Origin of the sequence: Nonomuraea sp. NPDC059007 (assembly GCF_042740555.1) — a bacterium.
GTDB lineage: Bacteria > Actinomycetota > Actinomycetes > Streptosporangiales > Streptosporangiaceae > Nonomuraea.
In genome coordinates this window covers 213,077-237,278 of the sequence record NZ_JBHYJD010000013.1, presented here as the reverse complement: position 1 = coordinate 237,278, position 24,202 = coordinate 213,077, and the positions used below count along the sequence as shown (strand labels likewise).

Sequence of the window (24,202 nt, the reverse complement as noted above, 5' to 3'; positions counted from 1 at the left end):
CGTCAGCGTGCGAACTTCTCGATGGCCGCCGTGGTGACGGGGGTGAAGAAGTTGACGAGGTTGCCGTCGGGGTCACGGAACAGCAGGGACCGGTTGCCCCAGGGCATCGTGGTGGGCTCGGTGACGAAGTCGGTGACGAACCCGGTCAGGTTCCGGTGGACACGGTCCACGTCGTCGACGAGGAACTCGGTGATCACGCTGTGGTTGTCGGCCGGGCGGGCCGAACCGGGTGCGAACAGCGGGACGGTGCGCGTGCCGGCGATCGCGAGGGTGGCGGACGCGGTCCTGAGTTCGGCGAAGTCCTCGGTGGCCCACGTCGCCCGTACTCCTGTGGCTCGCTCGTAGAACTCGACGAGGCGGGCGACGTCGCCGGTGATGATGCGGATCGAGACGAATTCCATGGTGATCTCCTTGGCTGTGCAGGACGTGCGCCTCGCAGGCTAGGAGCAATAGTGGACAGAATCGGTCCAGTATTCGGGCTAGGCTGCGAACATGTCTCGCCCCACCGGCCGCGTGCTGACGCTCCTGGAACTGCTGCAGTCGGGCGGCACCCGGACGGTGGCCGAACTCGCCGACCGGCTCGGCGTCGAGGGGCGCACCGTGCGGCGGTACGTGGACCATCTGATCGACCTGGACGTCCCCGTGGAATCGGTGCGCGGCCGCTACGGCGGGTACCGGCTCGCCCCCGGCTACCGCCTGCCTCCGCTCATGCTCAGCGACGACGAGGCGCTGGCCGTGCTGCTCGGCCTGGTCGCCGGCCGCCGGGCAGGGCTGACGACGACGCAGCACACGGCAGGCGAGACGGCATCGGCGAAGATCCGGCGGGTACTGCCCAAGCACCTCGCCCGCCGGCTGGACACGCTCCTGGAAGCTCTCGCCTTCACCGATCAGCCCGGCGAGTTCGCCGCCCCGGACGCCGGGGTCCTGCTCACCATCGCCGACGCGGTGCGCCACCGCCGGCCGTTCTCGATCCGCTACACCGACCGCGACGGACGGCACAGCGAACGCACGCTGCACGCCTACGGCATCGTCGCCCATGCGGGCCGGTGGTACGTCACGGGCAAGGACCCCGCCATCGGCGAGGACCGCACCTTCCGGCTCGACCGCGTCGCGGACGCGAGAACCCTGCCCGGCTCCTTCGAGGCGCCCGTGGGTCCCGATCCGGCACGGCGCCTGTTGTCAGGGTTCGCCACGGCCGAGTACCGGCACGAGGTGACCTTGCGGATCCACGGGACGGTTGACCAGATCCGCGCCCACCTTCCCGCCGGCGTCGCGAGCCTGGAGGAGTACGCCCCCACGCCAGGCCGGGACCGGGCGGCCGAGCGCTGGCTGCGCGTCGAACTACGGGCGGAGCGGCTCGACTGGTTGCCTCCGGTGCTCGCCGCACTCGACCGGCCGTTCGTCATCGAGCGCCCCGGCGAACTACGCGACCTCGTCACCGCGCTCGCCGATCGCCTCGCGTCCCACGCCCGCCAAGCCTGACACCTATGCACCGCCGTCGCCCTCGCGGAGGGCATGGATCATGCTCTTCAGGGTCCGGAACGCGGCTGACTGCTCGGTCTCGGTCATGCCGGCCAGCATTCTGACCTCGACGGACCGGACCGCCACGGTCGCCTTCTCCAGGCTCCGCCGGCCGCGAGGCGTGAGCCGCGTGGGAAGGACCTTCCCGACGGGCGCCGCCGCGGGCCTGGTCACGTAGCCCTCTCGTTCCAGGTTCTGGAGCAGTACGTTCATCGTCTGCCGTGTCACGAACGCGCCCCGCGCGAGCTCGGAGTTCGACAGGCCCGGTCGCTGAGCCAGCAGTTCGAGGCAGGAGTAGTGCGTCACGCTCATCCCGAGCGGCCGCAGCACCTCCTCCATGGCCGCGCGCAGCGCGCTCGACGCCTCTTTCAGCAGGTAGCCCAGTGACGTCTCCAGGTCGACGCCGACACCGTGTTGACTCATGTCAGTATTCTGACATAGATTGACCCGTGTCAGAAAACTGACATGCATTCAGGAGGACATCATCATGCCCGTCACCGGCCCCGACTTCATCTCGCTCCAGGCGCGCGACCTCGGCGCTTCGCAGGCGTTCTACGAGCAGTACCTCGGCCTCGTCCGCTCGCCGGCCGGACCTCCGCACGCCGTCGTCTTCGAGACCAAGCCGATCGCGTTCGCACTCCGCGACATCGTTCCCGGCACCGACCTCGCGTCCGTCGCCCAGCCCGGCATCGGTGCCGCGATCTGGCTCCACGCCACAGACGTCCAGGCCATCCACGACGCTCTCGCCGCCGACGGTCACACCATCGTCTCCGCACCGATCGACGGCCCCTTCGGCCGGACCTTCACCTTCGCCGACCCCGACGGCTACCAGATCACCCTCCACGACCGCACCTGACACGCCAGACCGAGGCCGACACGGCGCTGATGCGATCGGCCGGCTGGGCGGCCACACTGGAGCGGTGCGGCGCGACGAAGAACAGCCATTGACCGGCGGGAATGTGCACGACGGCGTCGTCCGGGTGGGAGACACAGTCCGTCGCCCCACAGGACCGTGGACTCCCGCGGTGCACGCACTCCTCACCCACCTGCACGAAGTGGGGTTTCACGCGGCTCCACTGCCCCTGGGCATCGACGATCAAGGCCGAGAGGTATTGACCTTCGCCCCCGGCAAGGTCGTCTGGCCCGACTCGTTCACCCTGGTCGAGCCACCACGGAAACTGGCCCACGTGGCGCGGCTCATCCGAGACTTCCACGACGCCGTGGAAAGCTTCACCCCTCCGGCCGACGCCCAGTGGCAGACGCTGATCCCGGCAGATGAAGACGACATCATCGCCCATCACGACCTGGCACCGTGGAACCTCGTGATCGACGACGCGGGCGAATGCGTCTTCATCGACTGGGATACGGCCGGGCCGGGCTCCCGGCTGTGGGACGTCGCCTACGCCATCCACGGCTTCGTCCCCATGTCCGCGCACCCGGACTGGCAGAACCGCGACATGGCCGCCCGGCTGCGGACCTTCGCCGACGCCTACGGCCTGCGGGAGACCGATCGTCGCCGGCTGGTCCCGCTGCTGAGCCGCCGCACCCGATCCATGCACGACTTCCTCCGCGAGCAGTCCACGCTCGGAACACAGCCTTGGGCGACGTTGTGGGCCGAAGGCCACGGCGCCGCCTGGCTGAACGATGCCGCGTACATCGAACAACGCGAAGACCAGTGGGAACGCGCCTTGCTCACCTAACCAAAGGTCCGCACGCAGCTTTGACCTGCGGCGACAACGGCCGGTGGCGGCGAAAAGCTTGCGGACATGCCCTAGATGCCCGCGCCATCCATCAGACTGCCCGTCACGACCTTCAACACGATGAACGCCTGTTTCAGAGGTCGAACTCGTGCTTGGCGACGCCGTCCCGGAATGCCGCCCACTCGCCGTCGGTGAAGGTCAGCGCGGAGCCGTCAGGGGTTCCGCTCTTGCGCAGGGAGACGATGCCGGCGAGGTCGGTGGCGACGCTCATGCCCGGCCCCTCGCCGTCGAGGAACCCCGCCCACTCCTCGTCAGTGAAGATCAGCGCGGGGCCGTCGGGGTCCTTGCTATCGCGGACTGCGACGATGCCAGGGAGATTGGTGGCGACTTCCACGCACTGCCCGTTGTCGCCGCTGGCGGTGGCCTTTGTCCATGCGGCGTTGTCGAGGTTCACCCGGTCCATTTTCTGATCGCATCCTCTATTGCCTCATGAGTGACGCTTTTCGGTTGCGCGTCGGCTCTGATGCTGTCATGTCTCTGTTTGATGCGGGCCACGGCGTCGTAATCGGCTGTCACCTGGCCGGACAAGACCGAGTCCGCGCAGACCACTTCGGAGCCGTCGCGCAACCGCGCCAACGCGAATGCGCTCATCATGCCAAGCACACAACCTGCGGCGATAGGCACGAGTTGGACAGTAATGCGTGGGTGCCGCGCCATCTCCAGCAGATATCGCAACTGGGCCGCCAATGGGGCGGTGGAGCACTGTTGCGAGCCGACTACCGCCTTGCCCGGCTGGCGCGCCATTCGGCGGTGATCGTGACGAGCTCGGTGAGGCTGTTGATCCGCCAGTCCGCCGCAGCCGCCGCCGGGTCGTCTGCCCACAAGTGCCCCCAGGGGCCGCGACGAATGTGCGCCGTGCGCATCCCGACGGCCCGCGCAGGCGTGATGTCGTTGGCAGGGTGGTCGCCGACGTAGATCGTGGCGTTAGGGGCGGTTCCGGTGAGTTCCAGGACCCGAGCGAAGAAAGCCAGGTCCGGCTTGGAGACACCCCATTCGCCCGATGTGGCGATGGCTTGGACGGGCAGATTCAGGCGGCGAAGTAGCTCGGCGGCGCGAACGGTCTGGTTACCCGCGACCACGACTTGATGGCCGGCCTCTCGGAGAGCGGCCAGAGCAGGTCGAACGTCGGGATAGAGGTCGGCTTCTTCGATGACCTCGCCGCGTCCTGCGGCTTCCCGTTCCGCGTATTCGGCCGCGATGTCCACATCGGGGTCCACGAGCCGGATGGCGTCGGCGTTGTCACGTCCTTGCGCGACGACAGCTCCGACCAGGGCGGACAAGGTGTGTCGAGGGACTTCGAGCCAGTCGGCCCAGGCTGCCCAGTAGCGGTCGTCGCGGACGATGGTTTCACCGACGTCCAGGACGATGGTCATCATGGGGATGAGCATAGGTGGCCGCACGATCAGGTGATGCCTGGGATGGCTTTCGCCCCCGGGTAGGGTGTGGGTGGGCGGACGAGTTTTTGCACCCACAGGTTGTCATGGCGGAGAGGATTAGCGCCGAAGCCCCTGCGGTTTTACGAAGCGAGGCGCTGAGATTCACTCTCAGCGCCTTCACCTCTTTTGATGATTTGCCGCAGACCGGCGTTACGAGCCGCAGGTTCGCACATACCAGACTGGGCTCCAGTTCACGATATATCCTTGCCCTCCCCGGTACCAGCCGAATACCGACTTGTCGCTTCTGAGGGCATTAACCGTCAGCGACCCGTGATTGTGTGCGTCCCAGTGTCCATTAAAGTAAGCCAGAGCGAAGTCGCCACATCCGCTGAATTTCCACACGTTGTAGTACCCGGCAGGGCCCTCCTGTATGGTGCAGAACGCATCGCCGCATCTGCTCCGAGTATGAACGTAGTTTTGCGCATCTGCGGCGCCTCTGGGAGTGCGAGGGAATAGGATGCTGCGTACCTGAGCGCTCGCTCTGTTCACGTGTACGTATGCATGCGGCACGACGAGGGCATTCGATCCCGCCCGTGCGGCGGTTGACGCTGCTGCCGAGTAGGTGCCGATCTGCAGACCGGCGAAGAGGGCAGCGAGAGTCACCAATGCCAATGCCGCACTCAGCAGGTATTGCCGTATTGAACGCATTTACGTTCCCTTCGATTGGTGAGTGATATTGTTCGGAGGCGTGTGTCTGTTACCTTTTGACAGCCCCGAGCGGGCCAATGCCATTGCGCCGGTTGCGAGCTGGCGGCCCGCGCCGATTTGCCGCAGACGGCGCTCGCGGATCCAGCCGGCGGGTGTGCCCTTCGATGTGGAACAGTTTCTGCGGACAGCGCCGAGTTGAACTCGGCAAGGTTTTGGGCCGGTTGCAACAGGAACTGCGAAGACAGCGCGCCGACGGCCTGAACGCCCGGGACGCGCATCGTGGTCAGCTGCCGCAGGTCCCGTGCCGGCAGCGACAGCAACGAGCGCATAAGCCTGCAGGACCAGCAGCCGGCTGCGGCGGGCCGAACTGGCCTCGCTCGCTGGTCTCAGGACGCGAGGGTCGTTGGGAGGTTCCTCATTGCTAGATCCCCTTCGGTTGGTGGGGGTGAGACCTCCGGTGTACCAAGGTGCGTCTTCATCGCCGCTTCACGGCTGCGTCGCAGCTGGTCTGGCCAGCGGGGACCACGATATGACCCTGGAAGAGCTCACCGCGGCTCGTCTTCAAGCGATTCCACGGCCACGGAAGCCAACCGGGCAAACCTGGGCGTCAGCCCCTATGAGGAAAACGCGCGGAGCGAAGCGGAGCACCTTTGGCCAGGGCGGGATCCAATCGCTCAACCACTTAGCTGGGCAACGGGCGGGCCTCAAGAGGGCGGTCCGAGCGCAGCGAGGCCCCACAGGGGTCGGGGCTCGCCCCGACTGGAAGAACGCGCGGAGCGAAGCGGAGCACCTTGCCCTTCAGGTCGAGCACACAGCACAGGTCCCGAACACCTCGACGGTGTGGGTGATCTCTGTGAAGCCGTGCTCGCTGCCCACCGCCTCCGCCCACCGCTCCACCGCGGGCCCGGCCACCTCGACCGTCCGCCCGCATCGCCGGCACACCAGGTGGTGGTGATGGTCGTCGGTCGCGCAGGCCCGGTATACGGACTCCCCGTCGTCCGTACGCAGCACATCGACCTTGCCCCCATCGGCCAAGGCCTGAAGCGCGCGGTAAACAGTAGTGAGGCCGATCTTGGCCCCATCCTGCCGCATCTCGGCGTAGACGTCCTGCGCGCTGCGGAACCCCTCGCTGCGCCGCAGCGTGTCGTGGACGGCATCGCGTCTGGTCGTCATGTGATCTCCTGTGGTCGGCCTCGCCGTACGAACTTACCGACCCCGAGGGCCAGCACGAAGCCGGCGAGCGCGAGTAGGACGATCGAGGCTCCCGGCGGCACCTTCGGCGAGACGGTGGACACGAGCAGACCGCCGACCGCCGCCACCATCCCGAACACCGTCGCCAGCCCCATCGTCGCCTTGAACCCCCTGGTCAGCTGCTGGCTCGTGGCGACCGGGATCACCATGAGCGCGCTGACGAGCAGCAGCCCCACCACCCGCATGGCGATGACCACGGTCAGTGCCGCGGTCACGGCGATCAGCAGGCTGAGGAAGCGCACCGGCAGCCCGCTCGCCTTCGCCACCTCCTCATCCTGGCAGAGCACGAACAACTCTCTCCCGAAGAACCCCACGACCGCCAGCACCGCGACCGCGAGCCCGCCGATGATCCAGATGTCCTGGCGGGTGACGCTGGCGATGGCGCCGAACAGGAAGGAGTTGAGTTTGGCGTTGCTGCCGCCGGGCGCGATGGCCATGAGCATGACGCCGCCGGCGATGCCGCCGTAGAACAGCAGGGCGAGGGCGACGTCTCCGCTGGTACGCCCGCGCGCCCGTACCAGCTCGATGGCGATGGCGCCGGCGACGGAGACGAGCACGGCGGTGAGCACCGGCGCCGTGTCGGTCAGGAACCCGAGGGCGACGCCGGTCAGCGCCACGTGGCCGATGCCGTCGCCGAGCAGGGCGAGGCGGCGCTGCACGATGAACGTGCCGACGGCGGGCGCGCACAGGCCCACCAGCAGGGCGGCGATGAGGGCGAGCTGGAAGAACTCCCTCTGGAGAAGGTCGCTCACGGGTGCACTTGCCAATCGGTCGGGGGTGGGCGGCTACGGTTTGACGCGGAGGTCGGTCAGCGGGCCGGTGACGGGTTCCTCGGCGTGCGGGTGGACGTGCTCGTGTCCGGGTTTGGCGCATTCTCCTTCCGGCTGCGGCGGCCGTCCGTCGTGCTCGATGAGCCCGGCGCGGACCACGACGCCGCGTGAGATGACGGGTTCGAGCGGGCCGAGCTCGTGGGCGACGAGCACGACGGTGCGTCCTTCGCGGACGAGCGTGGCGAGCGTCCCGGCCAGCAGTTGCTGGCTGTCGGCGTCGACGCCGGCGGTGGGCTCGTCCATGACGAACGTGTCCGGCTCGCCGGCCAGCGCCCGCGCGATGAGCACGCGCTGTTGCTGCCCGCCGGACAACGACTGCACGGGGTCGCCGGCCCGCTCGGACAGGTCGACCGCCGCGAGCGCGCGCGCCACCGCCGCGTGGTCTTCCTTGCTGGTACGGCGGAGCCTGCTCTGCCTGGCGATGCGCCCGGAGGCGACGATCTCCCTGACGGTCGCGGGCACGCCGCCGCCGACGGCCAGGCGCTGGGGAACGTAGCCGATGCGCCGCCAGTCGCGGAATCTGCCGGGCGGCACGCCGTACAGGAGAGTCTGCCCGCCCGACAGCGGCGTGAGGCCGAGCAGGGCGCGCACGAGCGTGGACTTGCCGGAGCCGTTGGCGCCCATGATGGCGACGACCTCGCCGGGGCAGACGGTGAGGTCGACGCCGCGCAGGATCGGGCGGCGGTCGAGGGTGACCTGGCCGCCGGTCATCTGGAAGACGGTGTTCACGCGCAGCCCAGGGCGGTCTGGAGTGTTTTGAGGTTCTGCCGCATCTGGGAAAGGTAGTCGCCGTTGGCCGGCTTGCCCTCCAGCGGGTCGAGTACCGCGGTCTTGGCGTGGACCTCCTGGGCCAGTACTTCGGCGACCTTCGGGCTGACCAGGGCCTCGGTGAAGATGGTGGTCACCTTCTCGGCGTTGGCGAGCTTGGCGACCTCGGCGATGCGGGCGGGCGACGGCTCGGTCTCGGGGTCGAGGGTGATGCCGATCTGCTTGAGCTTGTAGCGGTCGGCGAGGTAGCCGAACGCCTCGTGGCTGGTCACCATGGTCTTGCTGGTGCAGTTGGTCAGGCCCTTGGCCATCTCCTGGTCGAGCGCGGTGAGGTCGGCGGCCGTCCTGGCGGCGCGGTCCTGGTACGCCTGCGCGTGCGCCGGATCGGCCTGGGCCATGCGCTCGCCCAGTTTCCCGGCGACGGTGGCGAGCCTGGACGGGTCGAGCCACAGGTGCGGGTCGTAGGAGACCTCGTGTTCGTGCGCCTCTTCTTCTTCGCCGGCGTGTGCGGGGGCGGGTAGCGTCTTCACGGCGGTCGCCGCGTCGAAGGCCCGCTCGCCCCGCGGCGCGAGCGCGTCGTCCACGGCGGGCTGGACGCCCTTGATGTAGACGGACAGGGTGGCGTCCTCCAGGTCGGCGATCTGCTGGGCGCCCAGTTCGAGGTCGTGCGGCTCGACGCCGGGGGCGGTGAGCACGGACACGTCGATGTCAGCACCGCCGACGCGCTCGGCCAGCCACTGCAGCGGGTAGAAGGCCGTGACCACGCGGGGCTTGTCACCGGCGGTGGCGGTCTCGGCGGCGCCCGAACCGCAGGCGGCGGTGGCGAGGAGTCCGGCACCCGCGAGCAAACCCACAGCGCGCACCCGGAAATGTCCTGACATCATGGGAGTCATTATGCGGCAAAATGAAAATGGTTGTCAAAATCAGGCGTGATCTCCGCAGGGCGGCTCGAAGGCCAGACCGGGGAAGTGGCGCTGCCACTCGGCGGCGGTGATCCGCGGCGTCGCCAGCGCGCAGAGCCGCCGCGCGACACGTTCCGGGTCCATGTCCCACAACCTGGCCGTGCTGTCGCTGCTGCCCGTGACCAGGGTCGCGCCGCCGGGGCCGAGCGCGACGGAGTTCACCCGGTCGGTGTGGCCCACCAGCGGCACCGGCGGGCCGGGGCTGCGGGGGCGCGTGATGTCCCAGACGCGGGCCGTACCGTCGAAGCCCGCCGTGACGAGCGTGCGGCCGTCGGGACTGAAGGCGAGCCCGTTGACGCTGTTGCTGTGTCCCGCCAGGACCGACAGCGGCCGCGGGCCGCGGGTCGGACAGGTCCCAGAGGCGGGCGGTGTGGTCGTAGCCCGCGCTGGCCAGCACGTCGCCGGAGGGGGCGAACGCGACGGCGGCCACGCTGTTGGCGTGCGCGCTGATCGTCGACAGCGCGGCCGGGCGCCGCGGATCGGACAGCTCCCACAACCGCACCGTGCGGTCGGCGCCCGCGCTGGCCAGCACCCGCCCGTCCGGCCTGAAGGCCAGGCCCAGCACCCGATCGGTGTGCGCGCGCAGGACGCGGGTCTCGACGGGCCTGCGCGGGTCGGACAGGTCCCACACGCGCACGACGCCGCCGTCCTCTCCCACCGCCAGCACCCGGGCGTCGGGGCGCAGCGCCAGCGTGAACGTGTTGGCCGGCGCGCTCACCATGCCCAGCCGCACCGGGCGGAGGGGATCGCGCACGTCCCACAGGCGGGCGGTGCGGTCGAGGGAGACGGTGACCAGCCGGCCGCCGTCGGGGGTGAAGGCGGCGGCCAGGACGTTGTCGGTGTGCTCCTTCAGCGTCGCCAGCGCCGCGGGCCGGCCAGGGTCGGACAGGTCCCACAGGTGCGCGCGCCGGTAGCTGTTGGCCACGAGCAGCCGCCCGCCCGCGCCGGGCACCGCGGAGTGGATCGGGCCGCTGTGGCCGTACAGGACCGGGCCCTTGACCTCCCACAGCCGGGCCGTGGTGTCGCGACCGCCGCTGGCCAGGGTGCGGCCGTCGGGGCTGAAGGCGACCGCGTAGACGGTGTCGGTGTGCCCGGTCAGCGTGAGGGGGACGGCGGCGAAGCGTGGCTCGGCGATGTCCCACAGGCGCACGGTCAGGTCGTAGCTGCCCGTCGCGACGGTACGCCCGTCGGGGCTGAAGGCCACCGCGACGATGCCGTTGACGTGCCCGCCGAGGGCCGCCAGCGCGACCGGCCGGGCGGGGTCGCGCACGTCCCACAGCCGCAGCGTGTTGTCGAAGCCCCCGGTCGCCAGCGTGCGGCCGTCCGGGCTGTAGGCGGCGGCCAGGACCCGGTCGGTGTGCCGGACCTTGGCCACCTGCCGCGGTTCGCGCGGGTCGGCGACGTCCCACAGGCGCACGGTCGCGTCCCCGCTGGTGGTGGCGAGCGTACGCCCACCGGGGGCGAACACCGCCGCCGAGACGCCGTCGCCGTGCCCGCCCAGCACCGACAACTGCCTGGCCTGGGCCGGCGTCGTGACGTCCCAGAGCCGGACGGTGCGGTCGGCGCCGGCCGAGGCCAGCGTCCGCCCGTCGGGGCTGAACGCCACCCGCCGGATCTCGCCCGCGTGCCCCATGAGCGTGGCCGCGGCGGCCGGGCGGGCGGGGTCGGCGAGATCCCACAGCCGCGCGGCGCCGTCCTGCCCCGCGGTGGCCAGCAGCCGCCCGTCGCCGCGGATCGCCGCCCCGAGCAGGCCGCCCGAGCCCGGCAGCACGGCCAGCGGCCGTGGCGCGTGCCGCGCGCCGACGTCCCACAACCGGACCGTGCCGTCCGTGCCGGTGGTGGCGAGCCGCCGCCCGTCCGGGGTGAACTCGGCCGCGTAGACCGCCCCGGTGTGCCCGGTGATCCGCGTCGAGTACGGCGTCGCGAACGTGCTGAGCAACGCCCCTCTGGCCTCCGCCGTCGGCGCCAGCCGGTAGGCGGCCAGGCCGATCTGCGCGGCCAGCGCCGGGTTGGTGCCGCGCAGCGCGACCGCCTCGTTGGCGGCCTTGCCGGACAACGCCTGGTTGCGCTGGTCGCTGACGGCCTCCAGGCTGCGTACGCTGACCACGGTCGCCACCACGGTGAGCAGCAGCATCCCCGCCAGTCCCGCGACGAGCTGGTAGAGCCGCCGGGTCCGGCGGCGGGCGGCGGCCAGCTCACCGGCCTCGCGGGCGAGCGAGGCGTCCAGGAACGCGCGGTCGGCCGGCTGGGTCGTGGCCAGCTCGCGGGCGGCGGCCAGCCGGGCGCCCCGGTAGAGCAGCGCGGGGTCGCGGTGTTCACGTTCCCAGGCGGCCGCCGCGTCGGCGAGCTGCCGGCGGATCACCAGCCCGGCCCGGTCCTCCTCCAGCCACTGCCGCAGCAGCGGCCAGGCCGTCAGCAGCGCCTCGTGGCTGATCTCCACCGAGTCGGTGTCGGCGGTGATCAGCCGTTGCGCCACGAACCGGTCGAGTACCTCCTCGGGTAACCGCTCGGTCGCGACCCGCCGCCGGGTGTCTGCGGTGTCGGCGGCCACGTGCACCAGATCGACGAACAGCCGCCTGGCCTGCTCCCGCTGCGGCCCGCTGAGCGAGGTGTAGACCTGGGTGGCGCTGGCCGCGACCGCGCCCTCGATGCCGCCCACCGCCCGGTAGTCGGCGATGGTCAGGCGCCGTCCGCCACCCTGCCGCCAGGTGGCGTACAGGGCGTGCGACAGCAGCGGCAGCACCCCCGCCTCGTGGGCGCCCGCGCGCGGGGCGACCTCGCGCAGCAGGAGGTCGACCAGCCCCTCCCCCAGGTCGACGCGGGCCTTGCGCGCGGGTTCGACGATGGCCTCGCGCAGTTCCGACTCGCTCATCGGGCCCACCGCGAACTGGCCGTCCCGGGCCGCGGCCAGCAGCGACGGGTGGCGCAGGGCGTGGGCGTAGAAGTCGGCGCGCAGGCCCAGGACCACCGTCGCGCCGTCGTTCGCCGCCTCGGCCAGCTCCGCGATGAGCGCCTCGCCGGGCGAGCTGGTGGTGAAGACCTCCTCGAACTGGTCCACGACCACGAGCCCGGACAGCTCGCCGGGCGGGCGCGTGCTCGGCGTGAACAGCAGCGCGGGCCGCTCGCCCAGCGCGGGGATGAGCCCGGCGCGCAGCAGCGAGGACTTGCCCGAGCCCGACGCCCCGACCACCAGGTGCGGGCCGCGGCCGCGGGTGACGCGCTCCACCAGTTCCTCGGTCAGCGCCCGGCGGCCGAAGAACCACTCGGCGTCCTCGACCTGGAATCCGGCCAGTCCGCGGTACGGTTCCGGTCCGGCCGGCCTGGGGCCGGGGGCGCGGCGTACCCGCCGCCAGGCTTCCACCCACCGCTCCAGCTCGGCGGGGTCGTCGACCCCGCACGCCCGCAGGACGCGGTCGAGCAGGTCGCGCGAGCCCGTCGCGGGCAGCCCGCGGCCGGCGAACCAGTCGCCGACCGTGCTGTGCGCGCCGCGCACCCCCGTCGCCGCGGCGACCTGGCGGACGGTGAGGCCGGCGCGCTCGCGCGACGCGGTCAGCTCGCGGGCGAAGTCCTGGCGGGTGTGGATCAGGTCGATCGCGTGCGAGCTGCCGGACATTCGAGTCTCGATTCGACACGTGGCGACGGCGGGTCACCGCGATCGTACGTGTCAGCCCGACTTCGGCCGCCAGCCGGGCGGGGGATCCTCGCCGACCCGCCCGTCGATGGACTCGCGCAGCAGGTCGGCGTGCCCGGTGTGCCTGCCGTACTCCTCGATGAGGTCGCAGACCAGCCTGCGCAGGCTGGCGTGGTTGCCGTCGGGGTCGCTGATGTGCGCGAGCTGGTCGAGGCCGCCGTCGGCCAGGGCCGCCCCGAGCCGCGCGCGGGAGCGTTCCACCGCGCCGTCCCACAGGGCGTAGAGCTGCTCGGGGGTGTGACCGGTGGTGGCGAACTGCCATTCGCCGCCGCTCCGGTCGATGGTGTCCCACGGCGGGCCGACGGGCTCGCCCCGCATCTTGGCCGTGAACATGTGGTCCTCCACGAGGGCCAGATGCTTGAGCAGACCGCCGATGGTCAGGTCGGAGGCGCCGATCCGGGTCCGCAGCTGCCCCGCGTCGAGGTCGTCGGCCTTCCACCGGAACGTCGCGCGCAGCCGGTCGAGCGCGCCGATCAGGTGCTCGGTCTCGGTGCCGGCGAGGGGTGGCTCCCAAGGGGTGTCGCTGTCGCTCATGGCCGACACCGTAGCCGCCGCCTCCGACAGTCTCGGCACAATGAGGGCATGCGATTTCCCGATGGCTTCGTGTGGGGCGTCTCCTCCTCGGCCTATCAGATCGAGGGCGCGGCGGCCGAGGACGGCAGGGGGCCGTCGATCTGGGACACCTTCTCCCACGCTCCCGGCCGGATCGCCGACGGGAGCACCGGCGACGAGGCGTGCGACCACTACCACCGCCACGCCGAGGACGTCGGGCTGATGAAGGGGCTCGGGCTGCGCGCGTACCGGTTCTCGGTGAGCTGGTCCAGGGTGCTGCCGGACGGGGCGGGAAAGGTCAACGCGGCCGGGCTCGACTTCTACGAACGGCTGACCGACGACCTGCTCGGCCAGGGAATCGCCCCGTACGCCACCCTCTACCACTGGGACCTGCCCCAGGCGCTGGAGGACCGGGGCGGCTGGCCGAGCCGCGACACCGCCGAGCGGTTCGCCGGCTACGCGGCGGCCGTACACGAGAGGCTGGGTGACCGGGTCGACACCTGGTTCACGATCAACGAGCCGTGGGTGGCGTCCTTCCTCGGCTACGCGGCCGGCACGCACGCGCCGGGGCGGCGCTCGGCGGCCGAGGCGTTCAGGAGCGCGCACCACATGCTGCTGGCCCACGGGCTGGCCGCCGGGGTGCTGCGGGAGGCGGGTGCGCGGCGGATCGGCGTGGCGCTCAACCTGTCGCCCGTGCTCACGCCTGGCCAGCTCGGCGACCAGGACCAGGAGCTGACGCCCGAGGACGCCGGGGCGGTGTCCAGGATCGACGCGCTGCTCAACCGCCAGTTCCTGGACCCGATGCTGCGCGGCTCCTACCCGCCGGAACTGCTCGAGGTGGTGGAGCGGCATGCCGGGCTCGATCACGTGCGCGACGGCGACCTCGATCTCATCGCGCGGCCGATCGACGTGCTCGGCGTCAACTACTACGCGCCGCACGTCGTCCAGGCGCAGCCCAGCCGGCCGGGCGAGCCCGCCTTCCCCGGCAGCGAGGGCGTGCTGTTCGCCGCCACGCCGGGCCCGGCCACGGCGATGGGCTGGCCGATCGTGCCGAGCGGGCTGACCGTCTTGCTGCGCAGGCTGGCCGCCGACCATCCCGGGCTCGACCTCATGGTCACCGAGAACGGCGCCGACTTCGGCGACGGGTCGCGCGACGCCGACCGGGTCGCGTTCATCGAGGCGCACGTGCGCGCCGCCCACGCCGCGATCTCCGACGGGGTACGGCTGCGCGGCTTCCTCGCCTGGACGCTCATGGACAACTTCGAGTGGGCCGACGGCTACCGGCGCAAGTTCGGCCTGGTCCACGTCGACTTCGCCACCCAGCGGCGCACGGAGAGGGACAGCGCGCGCTGGTTCCGCGAGGTGATCGCGCGCAACGGCCTGCCCGCCGCGCCCCGGCCGACGCTGGAGACCGTGGCGGCGCGCGCCGGGGTCTCCCGGGCGACGGTCTCGCGCGTGGTGAACGGCGAGGCGTCCGTCCGCCCGGAGGTCAGGGCCAGGGTCCAGGCGGCGGTCGAGGAGCTCGGCTACGTGCCGAACCAGGCGGCCCGCAGCCTGGTCACGCGGCGCACCGGCACGGTGGCGCTGGTGCTGTCCGGGCCGCGCCACGACAACGCCGCCCTGGTCTCTGCGGTCGTCCAGTACGTGACCAGCGTCCTGGAGGCGAGCGGCCGTCAGGTGCGGCTCATGCTGGCCGACTCCGAGCGGAGCCACCGCCGCGTCCTGGCGCAGGCGGAGGGACGGCACGTGGACGGCATGATCCTGCTGCCCCCCGACCATCCGGACCCGCTGGCGGAGCGATTGGCCGCGACGGACGTGCCACTGGTGCTGCTCGGCGGCCCCGTGGTGGCCGTCGACGAGGCGGGGGGTGGCGCGGCGGTGGGCCGCCACCTGCGCGAGCTCGGCTGTGCCCGCCCCGCTGTCCTGACCGGTCCCGGCGCGGCGGCCGGGGAGCGGGTGCGCGGCTTCCTGGAGGTGTTCCCAGAGGCGGAGGTCTCCGGCGACGCCGGGCGGCTGCTGGCCGGACGCCTCAACCCGATGCGCCCCGACGCGGTCTTCGCCGTGACCGACGCGCTGGCGCTGGAGGTGCTCGGGATCGCGCGGGAGGTGGGCCTGCGGGTTCCCGAGGACCTCGCGGTGGCCGGGTTCGGGGACGGCGAGGCCGGGCGGCACACGCTGCCCGCGCTCACCACGGTCGCCGTCCCGGTGACCGACCTGGCGCTGGCCCTCGCCAGGTCGCTGCTGTCCGCGCTGGACGGGCAACCCGTGGCGCCGAGCGTCCTGCCCGTCCGTCTGGAGGTCAGGGGGAGCACGGTCAGCGGCGGGCGATGATGCGCTCGGCCCAGCTGGCCGCCTCCGGGTCCTTCAGGCCCTCCACCACGCCGCCCAGGTAGGCCGTGGCCAGGCTGTGGAAGCCGTTGTCGAGCTGGCGGACGCGTCCGGCCCGCCGCCGGTCGGCGCCCTGGAGGTGCTGGCCGATGCTCTCGGCGTACCCGGCGTCGTGCTGGTAGGCGGCCTGGGCCCGCGCGCAGGCGGCGGCGTCGTGGTCGCGCTTGGCACGCAGTTCGCGCAGCCGCCGGTCGTTCGGGTTGTGCATGCGGCGGCCGAGGTCGGCGGCGATGAGCGCGGTGGCGATCAGGAGCGCGAGCAGCAGCACCATCGTGGGCAGTTCACCGACGCCCTGGGAGGTGGGGCCGATCTCCTGGCCGTCCACGACCAGCGGCTTGACCAGGGCGTCGCGGCGCAGGACGGCCACGGCGACGATCAGGCCGAGCCATACCAGCGCCACGGCGGCCAGCAGCCAGCGTCCCCGGGCCGGGCTGCCGTTCTCCTGCCAGGCGCGGAACGCCCTGCCGTACATGTGCGGCGCGACCAGCATGATCAACGCGGCGCCGGTGGCGAGCAGGGCGGTCATGGCGACGCTGTCACCCCAGTTCAGGATGACCTGGTAGAGGATGGGCACCTCGACGATCAGCAGGAGCAGCAGCAGGAGCGCGCCGGGCAGCCAGCGCCGGATCGCCGGCCAGCGGCTGCCGGACAGCGCGATCGAGCTGGGCCGCCCGTCGCCGGGGCGCCTGCTGGGCTGCTCCAGCTCGGCGACGTGGCGCTGGGAGTCGTCGAGCGTCTTGCGCAGGTCGGAGAAGGTGCGCTGCGACTCGGCCAGCCTGATCTTCTGCGCCTCGAACTCGGCCCTGGCCTGCTGCGCCTCGCGCTCGGCGCACTCCTCGACGCGGGCCAGCTCGGCCAGCCGTTCGTCCTCCAGCTCGTGGAAGCGCGGGACGCTGCCGGTCTCCAGCGTGAGCGTGTCGATCTGCCCTTCGGCGGCGTGGCCGCGGCCCAGCTCGCGTTCCTCGGCGCGGCGGCGGCGCCAGTCGGGCAGGTGGTACAGGTCCCCGTCATAGGCGATCGCGGGGGTGATCCGTGCGACCTGCGCGGGCTCGTCGGGAAGGTCCTTGTGCCGTTTGCGTAAACGCATCGCCCCTCCAGCTTCTGCTTCGATGCTAATCGCCGAAATTCACGGAGAATGGCTGTCGTGAGCGAATTGCCGGTTATCGATATCGCGCCCCTCCTCTCCGGTACGGCCGGCGACGTCCCCGACCAGATCGGGGCGGCCTGCCGTACCAGCGGCTTCTTCTACGTCACGGGGCACGGCGTGCCACCCGCGCTGATCGAGCGGCTGGACGCGGCCGCGCGCGCGTTCTTCGAGCTGCCGGACGAGGCCAAGAACGAGATCTCCATGGAGCGCGGCGGGCGGGCCTGGCGCGGCTTCTTCCCGGTCGGCGGCGAGCTCACCTCGGGCCGCCCCGACCTCAAGGAGGGCATCTACTTCGGCGCCGAGCGCCCGCCCGGCGGCACGCCCCTGCACGGGCCGAACCTGTTCCCCGCACAGGTCCCGGAACTGCGCGCGGCGGTGCTCGCCTACATCGAGGCGATGACCGGGCTCGGCCAGGCCGTCATGCGCGGCATCGCGCTCAGCCTGGGCCTGCCTGGCGACTACTTCAGCGCCGGGTACACCGCCGACCCGACCGTCCTGTTCCGTGTCTTCCACTATCCGCCGTCGGAGCCGGACGCGGACGGATGGGGCGTCGGCGAGCACACCGACTACGGGCTGCTCACGCTGCTGCTCCAGGACGCCAACGGCGGGCTCCAGGTCCACACGCCCGGCGGCTGGATCTCCGCGCCGCCGGTCCCGGGCACGTTCGTGTGCAACATCGGGGACATGCTCGACAAGCTCACCGGCGGCCTGTACCGCTCGACGCCGCACCGGGTGCGCAACCTGAGCGGGAACGAGCGGCTCAGCTTCCCCTTCTTCTTCGATCCCGGGTGGGACAGCGAGGTGCCGCCGCTGCCGTACACCGAGGGCGGGCGGGCCCGGTGGGACGGGCAGGATCTGCGGGCCTTCACCGGGACCTACGGCGAGTACCTGCTCGGCAAGGTCTCCAAGGTCTTCCCCCAGTTGCGCGCGGACGTCCTGGACTAGAGCAGGTCGGAGGAGACGGCGCCGGAGGCCTCGAACGCCTCCCGCCAGAAGGTCTCCAGCAGCGGGAAGCGGTCCGGGTTCGAGGTCTTGGCGCGCAGGAAGCCGTGCACCACCACCTCATACCCGGTCAGGTCCGGCAGCAGGCGGGCCTGGCGCAGCTCCTCGATCTTGCGTTTCCTGCCGGCGTCGCTCAGGTCGAGCTTGTTGACGTCGAGGTCGCCGCGGTTGTTGATGAGGTCGCTGAAGACGGCGATCCGGTGCGCGCTGTCCGGCCGGCGCTGGGCGTTCATCTGCTTGACCAGGTAGCGCAGCGCGCCGATCACGTCCGAGCCCTTGCCCTCCGCCGGGCAGTCGAACAGCTTGAGCGCCTTCGGCAGCACCTGGCCCAGGCGGTGCTTCCTGATGCGCTCGTCGACCACCGGGTTGTCGTTCGGGTTCTCCCGCGGCGACGCGGCGATCTTGACCGGGGTCTCGCGGCACGTGCTGCTCTCCGAGGCGCCGGTGACGGCGGCGAAGCCCATCCAGTCGCAGCCGCCGGTGAACTCCGGCAGCTTGGCCGACACATCGCTCCTGGACGTGGCCGGCTCGGCGTACGAGGTGGAGTCCACGATCGTCCCGCACAGGGCGCGCGCGTCCGTCCCGCACCCGCTCACACCCGCGCCGGCCAGCACGACGACCATGACCCCCGCCAGCCGCCTCACGCGTCCCCCTTCTCGTCAGGTGCGGCCTCTTCGAGTTCCGGGGGCTGGGAGGTGGTCAGCTCGCGCCGCCCGTTCACCTCGGCCTGCCAGAGCTCGACCCGCCGCTCCACCTCCTCCAGCAGCCCGCCCATCTCCTCGCTCCCGGCGACCGGGGCGGCGGTGTCCATGGCGATCACCTCGCCCTTCCACAGCGGCGGGATCTCCTCGCGCCGTGGATGGGCCCGCATCACCCCGCTCCGGTAGGCCGCGATCATCCGCTGGGCCCAGGCGTGCACCTGCTCCACGTCGTGGTTGCGCCGCAGCACCGCGCCGTCCCACTCGCGCGCCAGCCGTTCCACCTGGGCCCGCGCGCCGAACACCCGCTCGGCGGAGTCCCTGGCCTCGGCCGCCCGCCGCCGTTCCTCCCGCCGCCGCCTGGCCTCGGCGATGGAGATGAACTCGTCCTCCCCCCGGCCGTTGGCGGCGTGCGTCCCGTTCGGCGACGCGGGCCTGGCGAAGTCGACCGTCATCCGCAGTACGGCCTGCCGCGCCTCGCCCGCCTCCCGTAACAGGGCGGTCCTGACCTCGGCCAGTTCGCGGTCCAGCCGGGCGATCCGCTCGCGCGCCATGGCCCGTACCTCGCCCAGGTAGGCGGGCCGGCAGTCGGGGTCGGTGAACTCGTGCAGCGCGTGCCGGCGGGCGTCGCGTACACCTTGCTGGTGAGCGTCCTCCCGCTCCTGGTCCAGCCCTGTGCTCCGCTTGAACAGCCGCGCCAAGAACGCCATCCGCGTCTCCCGAGTGTCCCTGGAATCTCCACACTAATCGCCCAACCCATCCCGAAAGCGTCTTCTCCCCCGAAACGACTTCGTGATCACGAGGGTCGTGGAAGAAGGGAGGTGGGAGCGTTCCTGGAATGCGGGGGTGCGGGCGGGTCCGGGCGGGTGGCGAGGCTGTATACAGGTCGCGTGGAACTGGATCGGCTGGACCGCGACATCATCGGGGCGCTCATGGAGGACGCTCGGGCGACATACGCGGAAATAGGCCAGCAAGTGGGTCTGTCGGCGTCGGCGGTGAAGCGGCGCGTGGATCGGTTGCGTGAGGCGGGGACGATCACGGGGTTCAGCGCCGTGGTGGCCCCGCAGGCCCTGGGGTGGACGACCGAGGCGTACGTGGAGCTCTTCTGCCAGGGCAAGACGAAACCCTCCGACATCGCGCTGGCGGTGGCGCGGTTTCCCGAGGTGGTGGCGGCGGCGACGATCACCGGCGAGGCCGACGCCCTCCTGCACATCCGGGCGACCGACGTGGGCCATGTGGAGCGGGTCATCGAGCGCATCGCGGCCATGCCGTTCGTGGTGCGGACCAAGAGTTCGATCGTGCTGTCGAGGCTGGTCGACACCGCCGTGCCGACCGCACGCAACGGATCGCCCATCACCGGGTAAGACTCGCAACAGACCCGCGCCAACGCGCAATATCAGCCGCTTGGCCTGCATAATCATGCATTCCTAGGCTGTCTCCGTCCCCCGAGATACCCCTGGTGGCCCGGAGGGGATCCCCCGACGACGATGACGGAGACCCGTATGCCCAAGCACTTCCTGATGTGCCGCCCCGAGCACTTCACGGTGGAGTACGCGATCAACCCCTGGATGGACCCCGAGGCGGGCGCCGATCGCGAAGTCGCCGTGCGGCAGTGGGAAGGGCTGAAGGCCGCCTATGAGAGCCTCGGCCACCAGGTCAGCCTGATCGACCCGATCGAGGGCCTGCCGGACATGGTGTTCGCCGCCAACGGCGCCACGGTGGTCGGCGGTCGCGTGTACGGCGCGCGGTTCGCCTTCCCCGAGCGCGGCCCGGAGGGCCCGGCTTACCTGCGCTGGTTCGAGGAGCGCGGCTACCAGGTGAAGAACCCCGAGCACGTGAACGAGGGCGAGGGCGACTTCCTGACGCTCGACGAGTTCGTCCTCGCGGGCACCGGCTTTCGCACCGACGTACGGGCGCACCAGGAGGCCCAGGAGTTCCTCGGCCGCCCGGTGATCTCGTTGTCGCTGGTCGACCCGCGTTTCTACCACCTCGACACGGCGCTATTCTCACTCGACGGACGCAATGTCGCCTACTACCCCGGCGCCTTCTCCGAGGGCAGCCAGGAGGTGCTGAAGCGGCTGTTTCCCGAAGCGGTTCTGGCCACGGCGGCCGATGCCGAGGTTCTCGGTCTCAACGCGGTCAGCGACGGCGAGCACATCGTCATCAACTCCGAGGCGGGCGAGCTCCAGCTGGAGCTCAAGCGGCGCGGCTACGAAGTGATCCCCGTCGAGCTGGCCGAGCTGCGTAAGGCCGGTGGCGGGCCGAAGTGCTGCACGCTCGAAATCCGGGCATAACAGAAAATCCCGGACATAACATGTAATAGGGGGAGATAATGACCAGCACCACACAAGAGCTGATTGAGATCAGCGAGCGGCGCAGCGCGCACAACTACCACCCGCTTCCCATCGTGATCCACGAGGCGCACGGCGCCTGGGTGACCGACGTCGAGGGCAAGCGCTACCTGGACTTCCTGGCCGGATACTCCAGCCTGAACTTCGGCCACGGCAACCCGAAGATCATCGAGGCGGCTCAGGCCCAGCTGCAGAACCTCACGCTCACCAGCCGCGCCTTCTACCACGACCAGTTCGCCGCGTTCTGCACCGGACTGGGCGACCTGACCGGCAAGGACATGATCCTGCCGATGAACACCGGCGCCGAGGCGGTCGAGACCGCGATCAAGGTCTCCCGCAAGTGGGGCTACGAGGTCAAGGGCGTCGCACCGGAGCAGGCCAACATCATCGTGATGGAGGACAACTTCCACGGGCGTACCACCACGATCATCAGCTTCTCCACCGACCCCGACGCGCGCGAGAACTTCGGCCCGTACACACCCGGCTTCAAGATCGTGAAGTACGGCTCCGCCGAGGCCGTCCGCGAGGCCATCGACGCCAACACCGTCGCGGTCCTGGTCGAGCCCATCCAGGGCGAGGCCGGAGTCCTGGTGCCGCCGGACGGCTACCTCACCCACATCCGCGAGATCTGCACCGAGAACAACGTTCTCATGATCGCCGACGAGATCCAGTCCGGCCTCGGCCGTACCGGCAAGACGTTCGCCTGCGACCACGAAGGCGTCGTGCCCGACATCTACATCATGGGCAAGGCCCTCGGCGGCGGCGTCGTCCCGGTCAGCGCCATCGCGGCCGACGAGGACGTGCTCGGCGTCATCAAGCCGGGCCAGCACGGCTCCACGTTCGGCGGCAACCCGCTGGCCTGCGCCGTCGGCAACGCCGTCATCGAGATCCTCAACACCGGCGAGTACCAGGCCAGGGCCACCCAGCTCGGCGAGGTCCTCCACGCCCGCCTGAACGAACTGATCGGCAAGGGCGTCGTCACGGTACGCGGACGCGGGCTGTGGGCAGGCGTGGACATCGACCCGTCGCTGGCCACGGGCCGCGAGGTCTCCAAGGCCCTGATGGCCCGCGGCGTCCTGGCCAAGGACACGCACGGGTCGACGATCCGGCTGGCTCCGCCGATCGTCATCTCCGAGGAGGACCTCCTCTGGGCCGTCGACCAGCTCGCCGACGCCATCGCCTCCTTCCAGTAACCCCGATACGGGCCTCCCGGACGACCACCGCGCGTCCGTCCGGGAGATCGGCCCTGCCCGCAGGCGGCGTTCACCGGAGGGGGTGCGCCCGCCGAGGGCGGCCGGGGAGGTCAGACCTGCCCGGACGGCCCTGTGGGGCGCCCCTCACCAGAGGCGCCCCGGTTTCGGGAGGCGGCTCGCCAGGAGTGATCCTCCGGGTGAGCCGCCTTCCGCGCGTCAGGGGGCGGCGGCGATCAGTTTTCCTCCGGGATCGGAGTCGGCTCCCGGCTCGCCTGTTCGGCGGACGTGGGGGTGGGCGTGGCGACCGGTGGGGTGGCATCGACCGGCGGCGGGGCGGAGGTGGCCACGTTCGCGGGCGTGGCATCGGCCGGCGGGGTCGGGCTAGCCGAAGCCGTGGGCTTGTCCTGTGGGCAGGGCGTGATCTCCCGGCCGTCCACCTCGGGCAACGAGTCGACCACCCGCATGCCGAGCTGAGCCGTCAGCGCCAGGACGCTGCCCTCGGGCGCCTGCGCCTCCTTCGCGTCCACGACCGTGCTGCGCAGGCCCATGTACTGGCTGGTCACGGGGTCGAAGATGAGCTGATTGAGGGCTCCGCCGTACACGAGCCCGATCCCGATCCCCGTGCGGCCGGTCTCGTCCGCGACCCCGTCGGCCACGCGCACGCCGGGGATCGCCTTCAGCTCCGCGATCAGCGTGTCCAGCTGCTCCTTGGTCAGGTACCGCTCGACGATCATCTCCCGTGCCCGGTCGAACGCGGCGGCGGCCGGGTCCCGGTTCGAGGCGCCGTCCGGGTTGGCGAGCTGTGCCCGCACCGCCGCCGGGTCGGGGGCCACGATGGGCAGCCACTCGGGGCACTCGGCCAGCCGCAGCCACCTGGTGCGCGGCATCGCGGGCGCGGGCGTCGCCTGCCCCGGCGAGGACGGGGACGGCGGCGTCTCGATGCGGACGTACACCGCCTCGGTCCCCGACGACGTCAGCCACACCTGCCGTTTGGCCTGCCTCATGACGCGTCCCTCCGGGCCGAACCAGGCCTGCACCAGGCCGCCCTCGGTCCCCTGCGTCTCGATCACGATGTACTGGCCGGGCTGAGGATCGAGCCCGCCCGGCGAGGCCACCATCCCCGTCTCCTCGCGGGCCAGCGCCCCCGCCACTCCCCCGACCAGCAGCACGGTCACCCCGAACGCCGCCACCGACTGCCAGCCCAGCCGCGGGAGCCTGAACCCGCCCCGCCCCCCGCGCGCCGCACGTACCAGCTCCTCCCGCGCCCGCGATCGAGCCTCTTCCGGGTACGGCGGAGCCGCCGGCCGGCCTTCTGCGAAGATCCTGATCTCGTCATCCACGGTGGGCCTCCTCGGCAGCGAACGGATCGGCACCGCCGAGAGCCCTGCGCACCTTCACCCGCAGCCGATGCAGCCGCGAACGCACGGTGCCGACCGGGACGCCCAGTGCCAGGGCCGCGTCCTCGTAGGTGAGGTCGGCCCAGGCGACCAGGAGCAGCAGGTCGCGTTCGGCCGCGGTCAGCTTGGTGAGCGCCCGCGCCAGCCTGGGCTGGAGCAGTTCGGCGCTGACCCGGTCGGCGCTGCGCTCGTCGAAGCCGTCCGGGCGCTCGGCGCTCACCTTGGCCATGGCCTGGTTGCGGCGGCGTTCCGCCCTGCGGTGCTGGGCCACGACGTTGGTGGCGATGCCGTACAGCCAGGGTCTGGCGTCGGGGCGGGCCAGGTCGTAGCGGGCGCGGGCACGGAAGGCGACGAGGAACACCTCGCCGGTCACGTCCTCGGCGAGCTCGGCGCCCAGCCTGCGGGCGGCGTAGCGGTGGATCTCCTCGGCGTGCCGGTCGAACAGCGCGGCGAAGCTCTCGGGGTCGCCCAGTGAGCGCCCGATCAGCGCCGCGTCGTCCAGCCGTTCTTGAACACCCACCACGTTCCGGTCCTCTCGTGTGCGGTCACCCTGTTGTTGACCGCACCCGGAACCCCGGTTCCACCTTTCTTCTCCCACCCTCGTGGG

Annotated in this window: 24 protein-coding genes and 1 pseudogene; 8 read left to right on the top strand and 17 right to left on the bottom strand. The window is 71.3% G+C overall.

The genetic code is table 11. The features are described 5' to 3' along the window. Positions 1-2: 2 nt before the first annotated feature. The gene (locus ACFWY5_RS23495) at positions 3-401 is read right to left on the bottom strand and encodes a VOC family protein (protein WP_379621982.1); all 399 of its coding nucleotides are present in this window, start codon (positions 399-401) and stop codon (positions 3-5) included. A gap of 91 nt (positions 402-492) precedes the next feature. On the opposite strand from ACFWY5_RS23495, the gene ACFWY5_RS23490 reads away from it, so the two are divergent. Continuing rightward, the gene (locus ACFWY5_RS23490; RefSeq protein ID WP_379634255.1) at positions 493-1,482 is read left to right on the top strand and encodes a helix-turn-helix transcriptional regulator; all 990 of its coding nucleotides are present in this window, start codon (positions 493-495) and stop codon (positions 1,480-1,482) included. Between the two features lie 3 nt (positions 1,483-1,485). Here ACFWY5_RS23490 and ACFWY5_RS23485 read toward each other — a convergent pair whose 3' ends face one another. Further along, on the bottom strand, positions 1,486-1,944 hold the full coding sequence (locus ACFWY5_RS23485) for a MarR family winged helix-turn-helix transcriptional regulator (RefSeq protein WP_379634253.1): 459 nt from the start codon (positions 1,942-1,944) through the stop codon (positions 1,486-1,488). A gap of 64 nt (positions 1,945-2,008) precedes the next feature. On the opposite strand from ACFWY5_RS23485, the gene ACFWY5_RS23480 reads away from it, so the two are divergent. After that, a complete protein-coding gene (locus ACFWY5_RS23480; RefSeq protein WP_379634251.1) occupies positions 2,009-2,377 on the top strand; it encodes a VOC family protein in 369 nt (122 codons plus the stop codon). A gap of 169 nt (positions 2,378-2,546) precedes the next feature. Continuing rightward, on the top strand, positions 2,547-3,221 hold the full coding sequence (locus ACFWY5_RS23475) for a phosphotransferase (protein ID WP_379634249.1): 675 nt from the start codon (positions 2,547-2,549) through the stop codon (positions 3,219-3,221). 133 nt (positions 3,222-3,354) lie between these two features. On the opposite strand, the gene ACFWY5_RS23470 is transcribed toward ACFWY5_RS23475, so the two are convergent. The 10 genes and pseudogenes from ACFWY5_RS23470 to ACFWY5_RS23425 form a co-directional block, all read right to left on the bottom strand. Further along, positions 3,355-3,684, bottom strand: a complete 330-nt coding sequence (locus tag ACFWY5_RS23470; RefSeq protein WP_379634247.1) for a DUF397 domain-containing protein — start codon at positions 3,682-3,684, stop codon at positions 3,355-3,357. After that, positions 3,672-4,025: a Scr1 family TA system antitoxin-like transcriptional regulator gene (locus ACFWY5_RS23465; protein ID WP_379634245.1), complete on the bottom strand. Its 354-nt coding sequence runs from the start codon at positions 4,023-4,025 to the stop codon at positions 3,672-3,674. Before ACFWY5_RS23465 ends, ACFWY5_RS23470 begins: the two co-directional genes overlap by 13 nt. Next, a complete protein-coding gene (locus tag ACFWY5_RS23460; protein WP_379634243.1) occupies positions 3,998-4,657 on the bottom strand; it encodes an HAD family hydrolase in 660 nt (219 codons plus the stop codon). The genes ACFWY5_RS23465 and ACFWY5_RS23460 overlap by 28 nt, the downstream gene beginning before the upstream one ends. 1,506 nt (positions 4,658-6,163) lie before the next feature. Then, positions 6,164-6,538 carry a Fur family transcriptional regulator gene (locus ACFWY5_RS23455; RefSeq protein WP_379621968.1) on the bottom strand — a complete coding sequence of 125 codons (375 nt, stop codon included), beginning with the start codon at positions 6,536-6,538 and terminating at the stop codon, positions 6,164-6,166. Beyond that, positions 6,535-7,368, bottom strand: a complete 834-nt coding sequence (locus ACFWY5_RS23450) for a metal ABC transporter permease (protein ID WP_379621966.1) — start codon at positions 7,366-7,368, stop codon at positions 6,535-6,537. The genes ACFWY5_RS23455 and ACFWY5_RS23450 overlap by 4 nt, the downstream gene beginning before the upstream one ends. A gap of 33 nt (positions 7,369-7,401) precedes the next feature. Continuing rightward, a complete protein-coding gene (locus ACFWY5_RS23445) occupies positions 7,402-8,157 on the bottom strand; it encodes a metal ABC transporter ATP-binding protein (protein ID WP_379622116.1) in 756 nt (251 codons plus the stop codon). Positions 8,158-8,171: 14 nt separating this feature from the next. Continuing rightward, on the bottom strand, positions 8,172-9,068 hold the full coding sequence (locus tag ACFWY5_RS23440) for a metal ABC transporter substrate-binding protein (protein WP_379621964.1): 897 nt from the start codon (positions 9,066-9,068) through the stop codon (positions 8,172-8,174). 69 nt (positions 9,069-9,137) lie between these two features. Beyond that, positions 9,138-9,494: a WD40 repeat domain-containing protein gene (locus ACFWY5_RS23435; protein WP_379634315.1), complete on the bottom strand. Its 357-nt coding sequence runs from the start codon at positions 9,492-9,494 to the stop codon at positions 9,138-9,140. Positions 9,495-9,540: 46 nt separating this feature from the next. Continuing rightward, a pseudogene (locus ACFWY5_RS23430) lies at positions 9,541-12,789 on the bottom strand (helix-turn-helix domain-containing protein); the annotation flags it as partial. 51 nt (positions 12,790-12,840) lie between these two features. After that, positions 12,841-13,401, bottom strand: a complete 561-nt coding sequence (locus ACFWY5_RS23425; protein WP_379616733.1) for a DinB family protein — start codon at positions 13,399-13,401, stop codon at positions 12,841-12,843. A gap of 48 nt (positions 13,402-13,449) precedes the next feature. Between ACFWY5_RS23425 and ACFWY5_RS23420 the strand changes: the two genes are divergently transcribed. Further along, a complete protein-coding gene (locus ACFWY5_RS23420) occupies positions 13,450-15,750 on the top strand; it encodes a GH1 family beta-glucosidase (RefSeq protein WP_379634241.1) in 2,301 nt (766 codons plus the stop codon). Here ACFWY5_RS23420 and ACFWY5_RS23415 read toward each other — a convergent pair. Beyond that, entirely contained in the window at positions 15,734-16,894 is a 1,161-nt protein-coding gene (locus ACFWY5_RS23415; RefSeq protein ID WP_379616729.1) for a hypothetical protein, read from the bottom strand. The two genes, ACFWY5_RS23420 and ACFWY5_RS23415, sit on opposite strands and share 17 nt — an antisense overlap. Positions 16,895-16,951: 57 nt before the next feature. Between ACFWY5_RS23415 and ACFWY5_RS23410 the strand changes: the two genes are divergently transcribed. Then, positions 16,952-17,899: an isopenicillin N synthase family dioxygenase gene (locus ACFWY5_RS23410; RefSeq protein ID WP_379616727.1), complete on the top strand. Its 948-nt coding sequence runs from the start codon at positions 16,952-16,954 to the stop codon at positions 17,897-17,899. Here ACFWY5_RS23410 and ACFWY5_RS23405 read toward each other — a convergent pair. Then, positions 17,896-18,600, bottom strand: coding sequence for a hypothetical protein (locus ACFWY5_RS23405; protein ID WP_379616725.1), 705 nt, complete (start codon positions 18,598-18,600; stop codon positions 17,896-17,898). The two genes, ACFWY5_RS23410 and ACFWY5_RS23405, sit on opposite strands and share 4 nt — an antisense overlap. Then, positions 18,597-19,364, bottom strand: coding sequence for a hypothetical protein (locus ACFWY5_RS23400; RefSeq protein WP_379634239.1), 768 nt, complete (start codon positions 19,362-19,364; stop codon positions 18,597-18,599). Before ACFWY5_RS23400 ends, ACFWY5_RS23405 begins: the two co-directional genes overlap by 4 nt. 180 nt (positions 19,365-19,544) lie before the next feature. Between ACFWY5_RS23400 and ACFWY5_RS23395 the strand changes: the two genes are divergently transcribed. From ACFWY5_RS23395 to rocD, 3 genes are all read left to right on the top strand, one after another. Continuing rightward, on the top strand, positions 19,545-20,018 hold the full coding sequence (locus ACFWY5_RS23395; RefSeq protein ID WP_184966517.1) for an Lrp/AsnC family transcriptional regulator: 474 nt from the start codon (positions 19,545-19,547) through the stop codon (positions 20,016-20,018). 138 nt (positions 20,019-20,156) lie between these two features. Next, on the top strand, positions 20,157-20,948 hold the full coding sequence (gene ddaH, locus ACFWY5_RS23390; protein ID WP_379616720.1) for a dimethylargininase: 792 nt from the start codon (positions 20,157-20,159) through the stop codon (positions 20,946-20,948). 38 nt (positions 20,949-20,986) lie between these two features. Beyond that, the gene (rocD, locus tag ACFWY5_RS23385; protein ID WP_379634237.1) at positions 20,987-22,198 is read left to right on the top strand and encodes an ornithine--oxo-acid transaminase; all 1,212 of its coding nucleotides are present in this window, start codon (positions 20,987-20,989) and stop codon (positions 22,196-22,198) included. Between the two features lie 233 nt (positions 22,199-22,431). Here rocD and ACFWY5_RS23380 read toward each other — a convergent pair whose 3' ends face one another. Continuing rightward, the gene (locus tag ACFWY5_RS23380; protein WP_379616716.1) at positions 22,432-23,538 is read right to left on the bottom strand and encodes a hypothetical protein; all 1,107 of its coding nucleotides are present in this window, start codon (positions 23,536-23,538) and stop codon (positions 22,432-22,434) included. Beyond that, positions 23,531-24,118 carry an RNA polymerase sigma factor gene (locus ACFWY5_RS23375; protein ID WP_379616714.1) on the bottom strand — a complete coding sequence of 196 codons (588 nt, stop codon included), beginning with the start codon at positions 24,116-24,118 and terminating at the stop codon, positions 23,531-23,533. The genes ACFWY5_RS23380 and ACFWY5_RS23375 overlap by 8 nt, the downstream gene beginning before the upstream one ends. Between the last annotated feature and the right edge of the window lie 84 nt (positions 24,119-24,202).

What these genes read in the sequence shown, in the direction of transcription:
- ACFWY5_RS23495 (WP_379621982.1), bottom strand. Translation starts at nt 401, where the DNA reads ATGGAATTCGTCTCGATCCGCATCATCACCGGCGACGTCGCCCGCCTC.
- ACFWY5_RS23490 (WP_379634255.1), top strand. Translation starts at nt 493, where the DNA reads ATGTCTCGCCCCACCGGCCGCGTGCTGACGCTCCTGGAACTGCTGCAG.
- ACFWY5_RS23485 (WP_379634253.1), bottom strand. Translation starts at nt 1,944, where the DNA reads ATGAGTCAACACGGTGTCGGCGTCGACCTGGAGACGTCACTGGGCTAC.
- ACFWY5_RS23480 (WP_379634251.1), top strand. Translation starts at nt 2,009, where the DNA reads ATGCCCGTCACCGGCCCCGACTTCATCTCGCTCCAGGCGCGCGACCTC.
- ACFWY5_RS23470 (WP_379634247.1), bottom strand. Translation starts at nt 3,684, where the DNA reads ATGGACCGGGTGAACCTCGACAACGCCGCATGGACAAAGGCCACCGCC.
- ACFWY5_RS23465 (WP_379634245.1), bottom strand. Translation starts at nt 4,025, where the DNA reads ATGGCGCGCCAGCCGGGCAAGGCGGTAGTCGGCTCGCAACAGTGCTCC.
- ACFWY5_RS23460 (WP_379634243.1), bottom strand. Translation starts at nt 4,657, where the DNA reads ATGATGACCATCGTCCTGGACGTCGGTGAAACCATCGTCCGCGACGAC.
- ACFWY5_RS23455 (WP_379621968.1), bottom strand. Translation starts at nt 6,538, where the DNA reads ATGACGACCAGACGCGATGCCGTCCACGACACGCTGCGGCGCAGCGAG.
- ACFWY5_RS23445 (WP_379622116.1), bottom strand. Translation starts at nt 8,157, where the DNA reads ATGACCGGCGGCCAGGTCACCCTCGACCGCCGCCCGATCCTGCGCGGC.
- ACFWY5_RS23425 (WP_379616733.1), bottom strand. Translation starts at nt 13,401, where the DNA reads ATGAGCGACAGCGACACCCCTTGGGAGCCACCCCTCGCCGGCACCGAG.
- ACFWY5_RS23420 (WP_379634241.1), top strand. Translation starts at nt 13,450, where the DNA reads ATGCGATTTCCCGATGGCTTCGTGTGGGGCGTCTCCTCCTCGGCCTAT.
- ACFWY5_RS23415 (WP_379616729.1), bottom strand. Translation starts at nt 16,894, where the DNA reads ATGCGTTTACGCAAACGGCACAAGGACCTTCCCGACGAGCCCGCGCAG.
- ACFWY5_RS23400 (WP_379634239.1), bottom strand. Translation starts at nt 19,364, where the DNA reads ATGGCGTTCTTGGCGCGGCTGTTCAAGCGGAGCACAGGGCTGGACCAG.
- ddaH (WP_379616720.1), top strand. Translation starts at nt 20,157, where the DNA reads ATGCCCAAGCACTTCCTGATGTGCCGCCCCGAGCACTTCACGGTGGAG.
- rocD (WP_379634237.1), top strand. Translation starts at nt 20,987, where the DNA reads ATGACCAGCACCACACAAGAGCTGATTGAGATCAGCGAGCGGCGCAGC.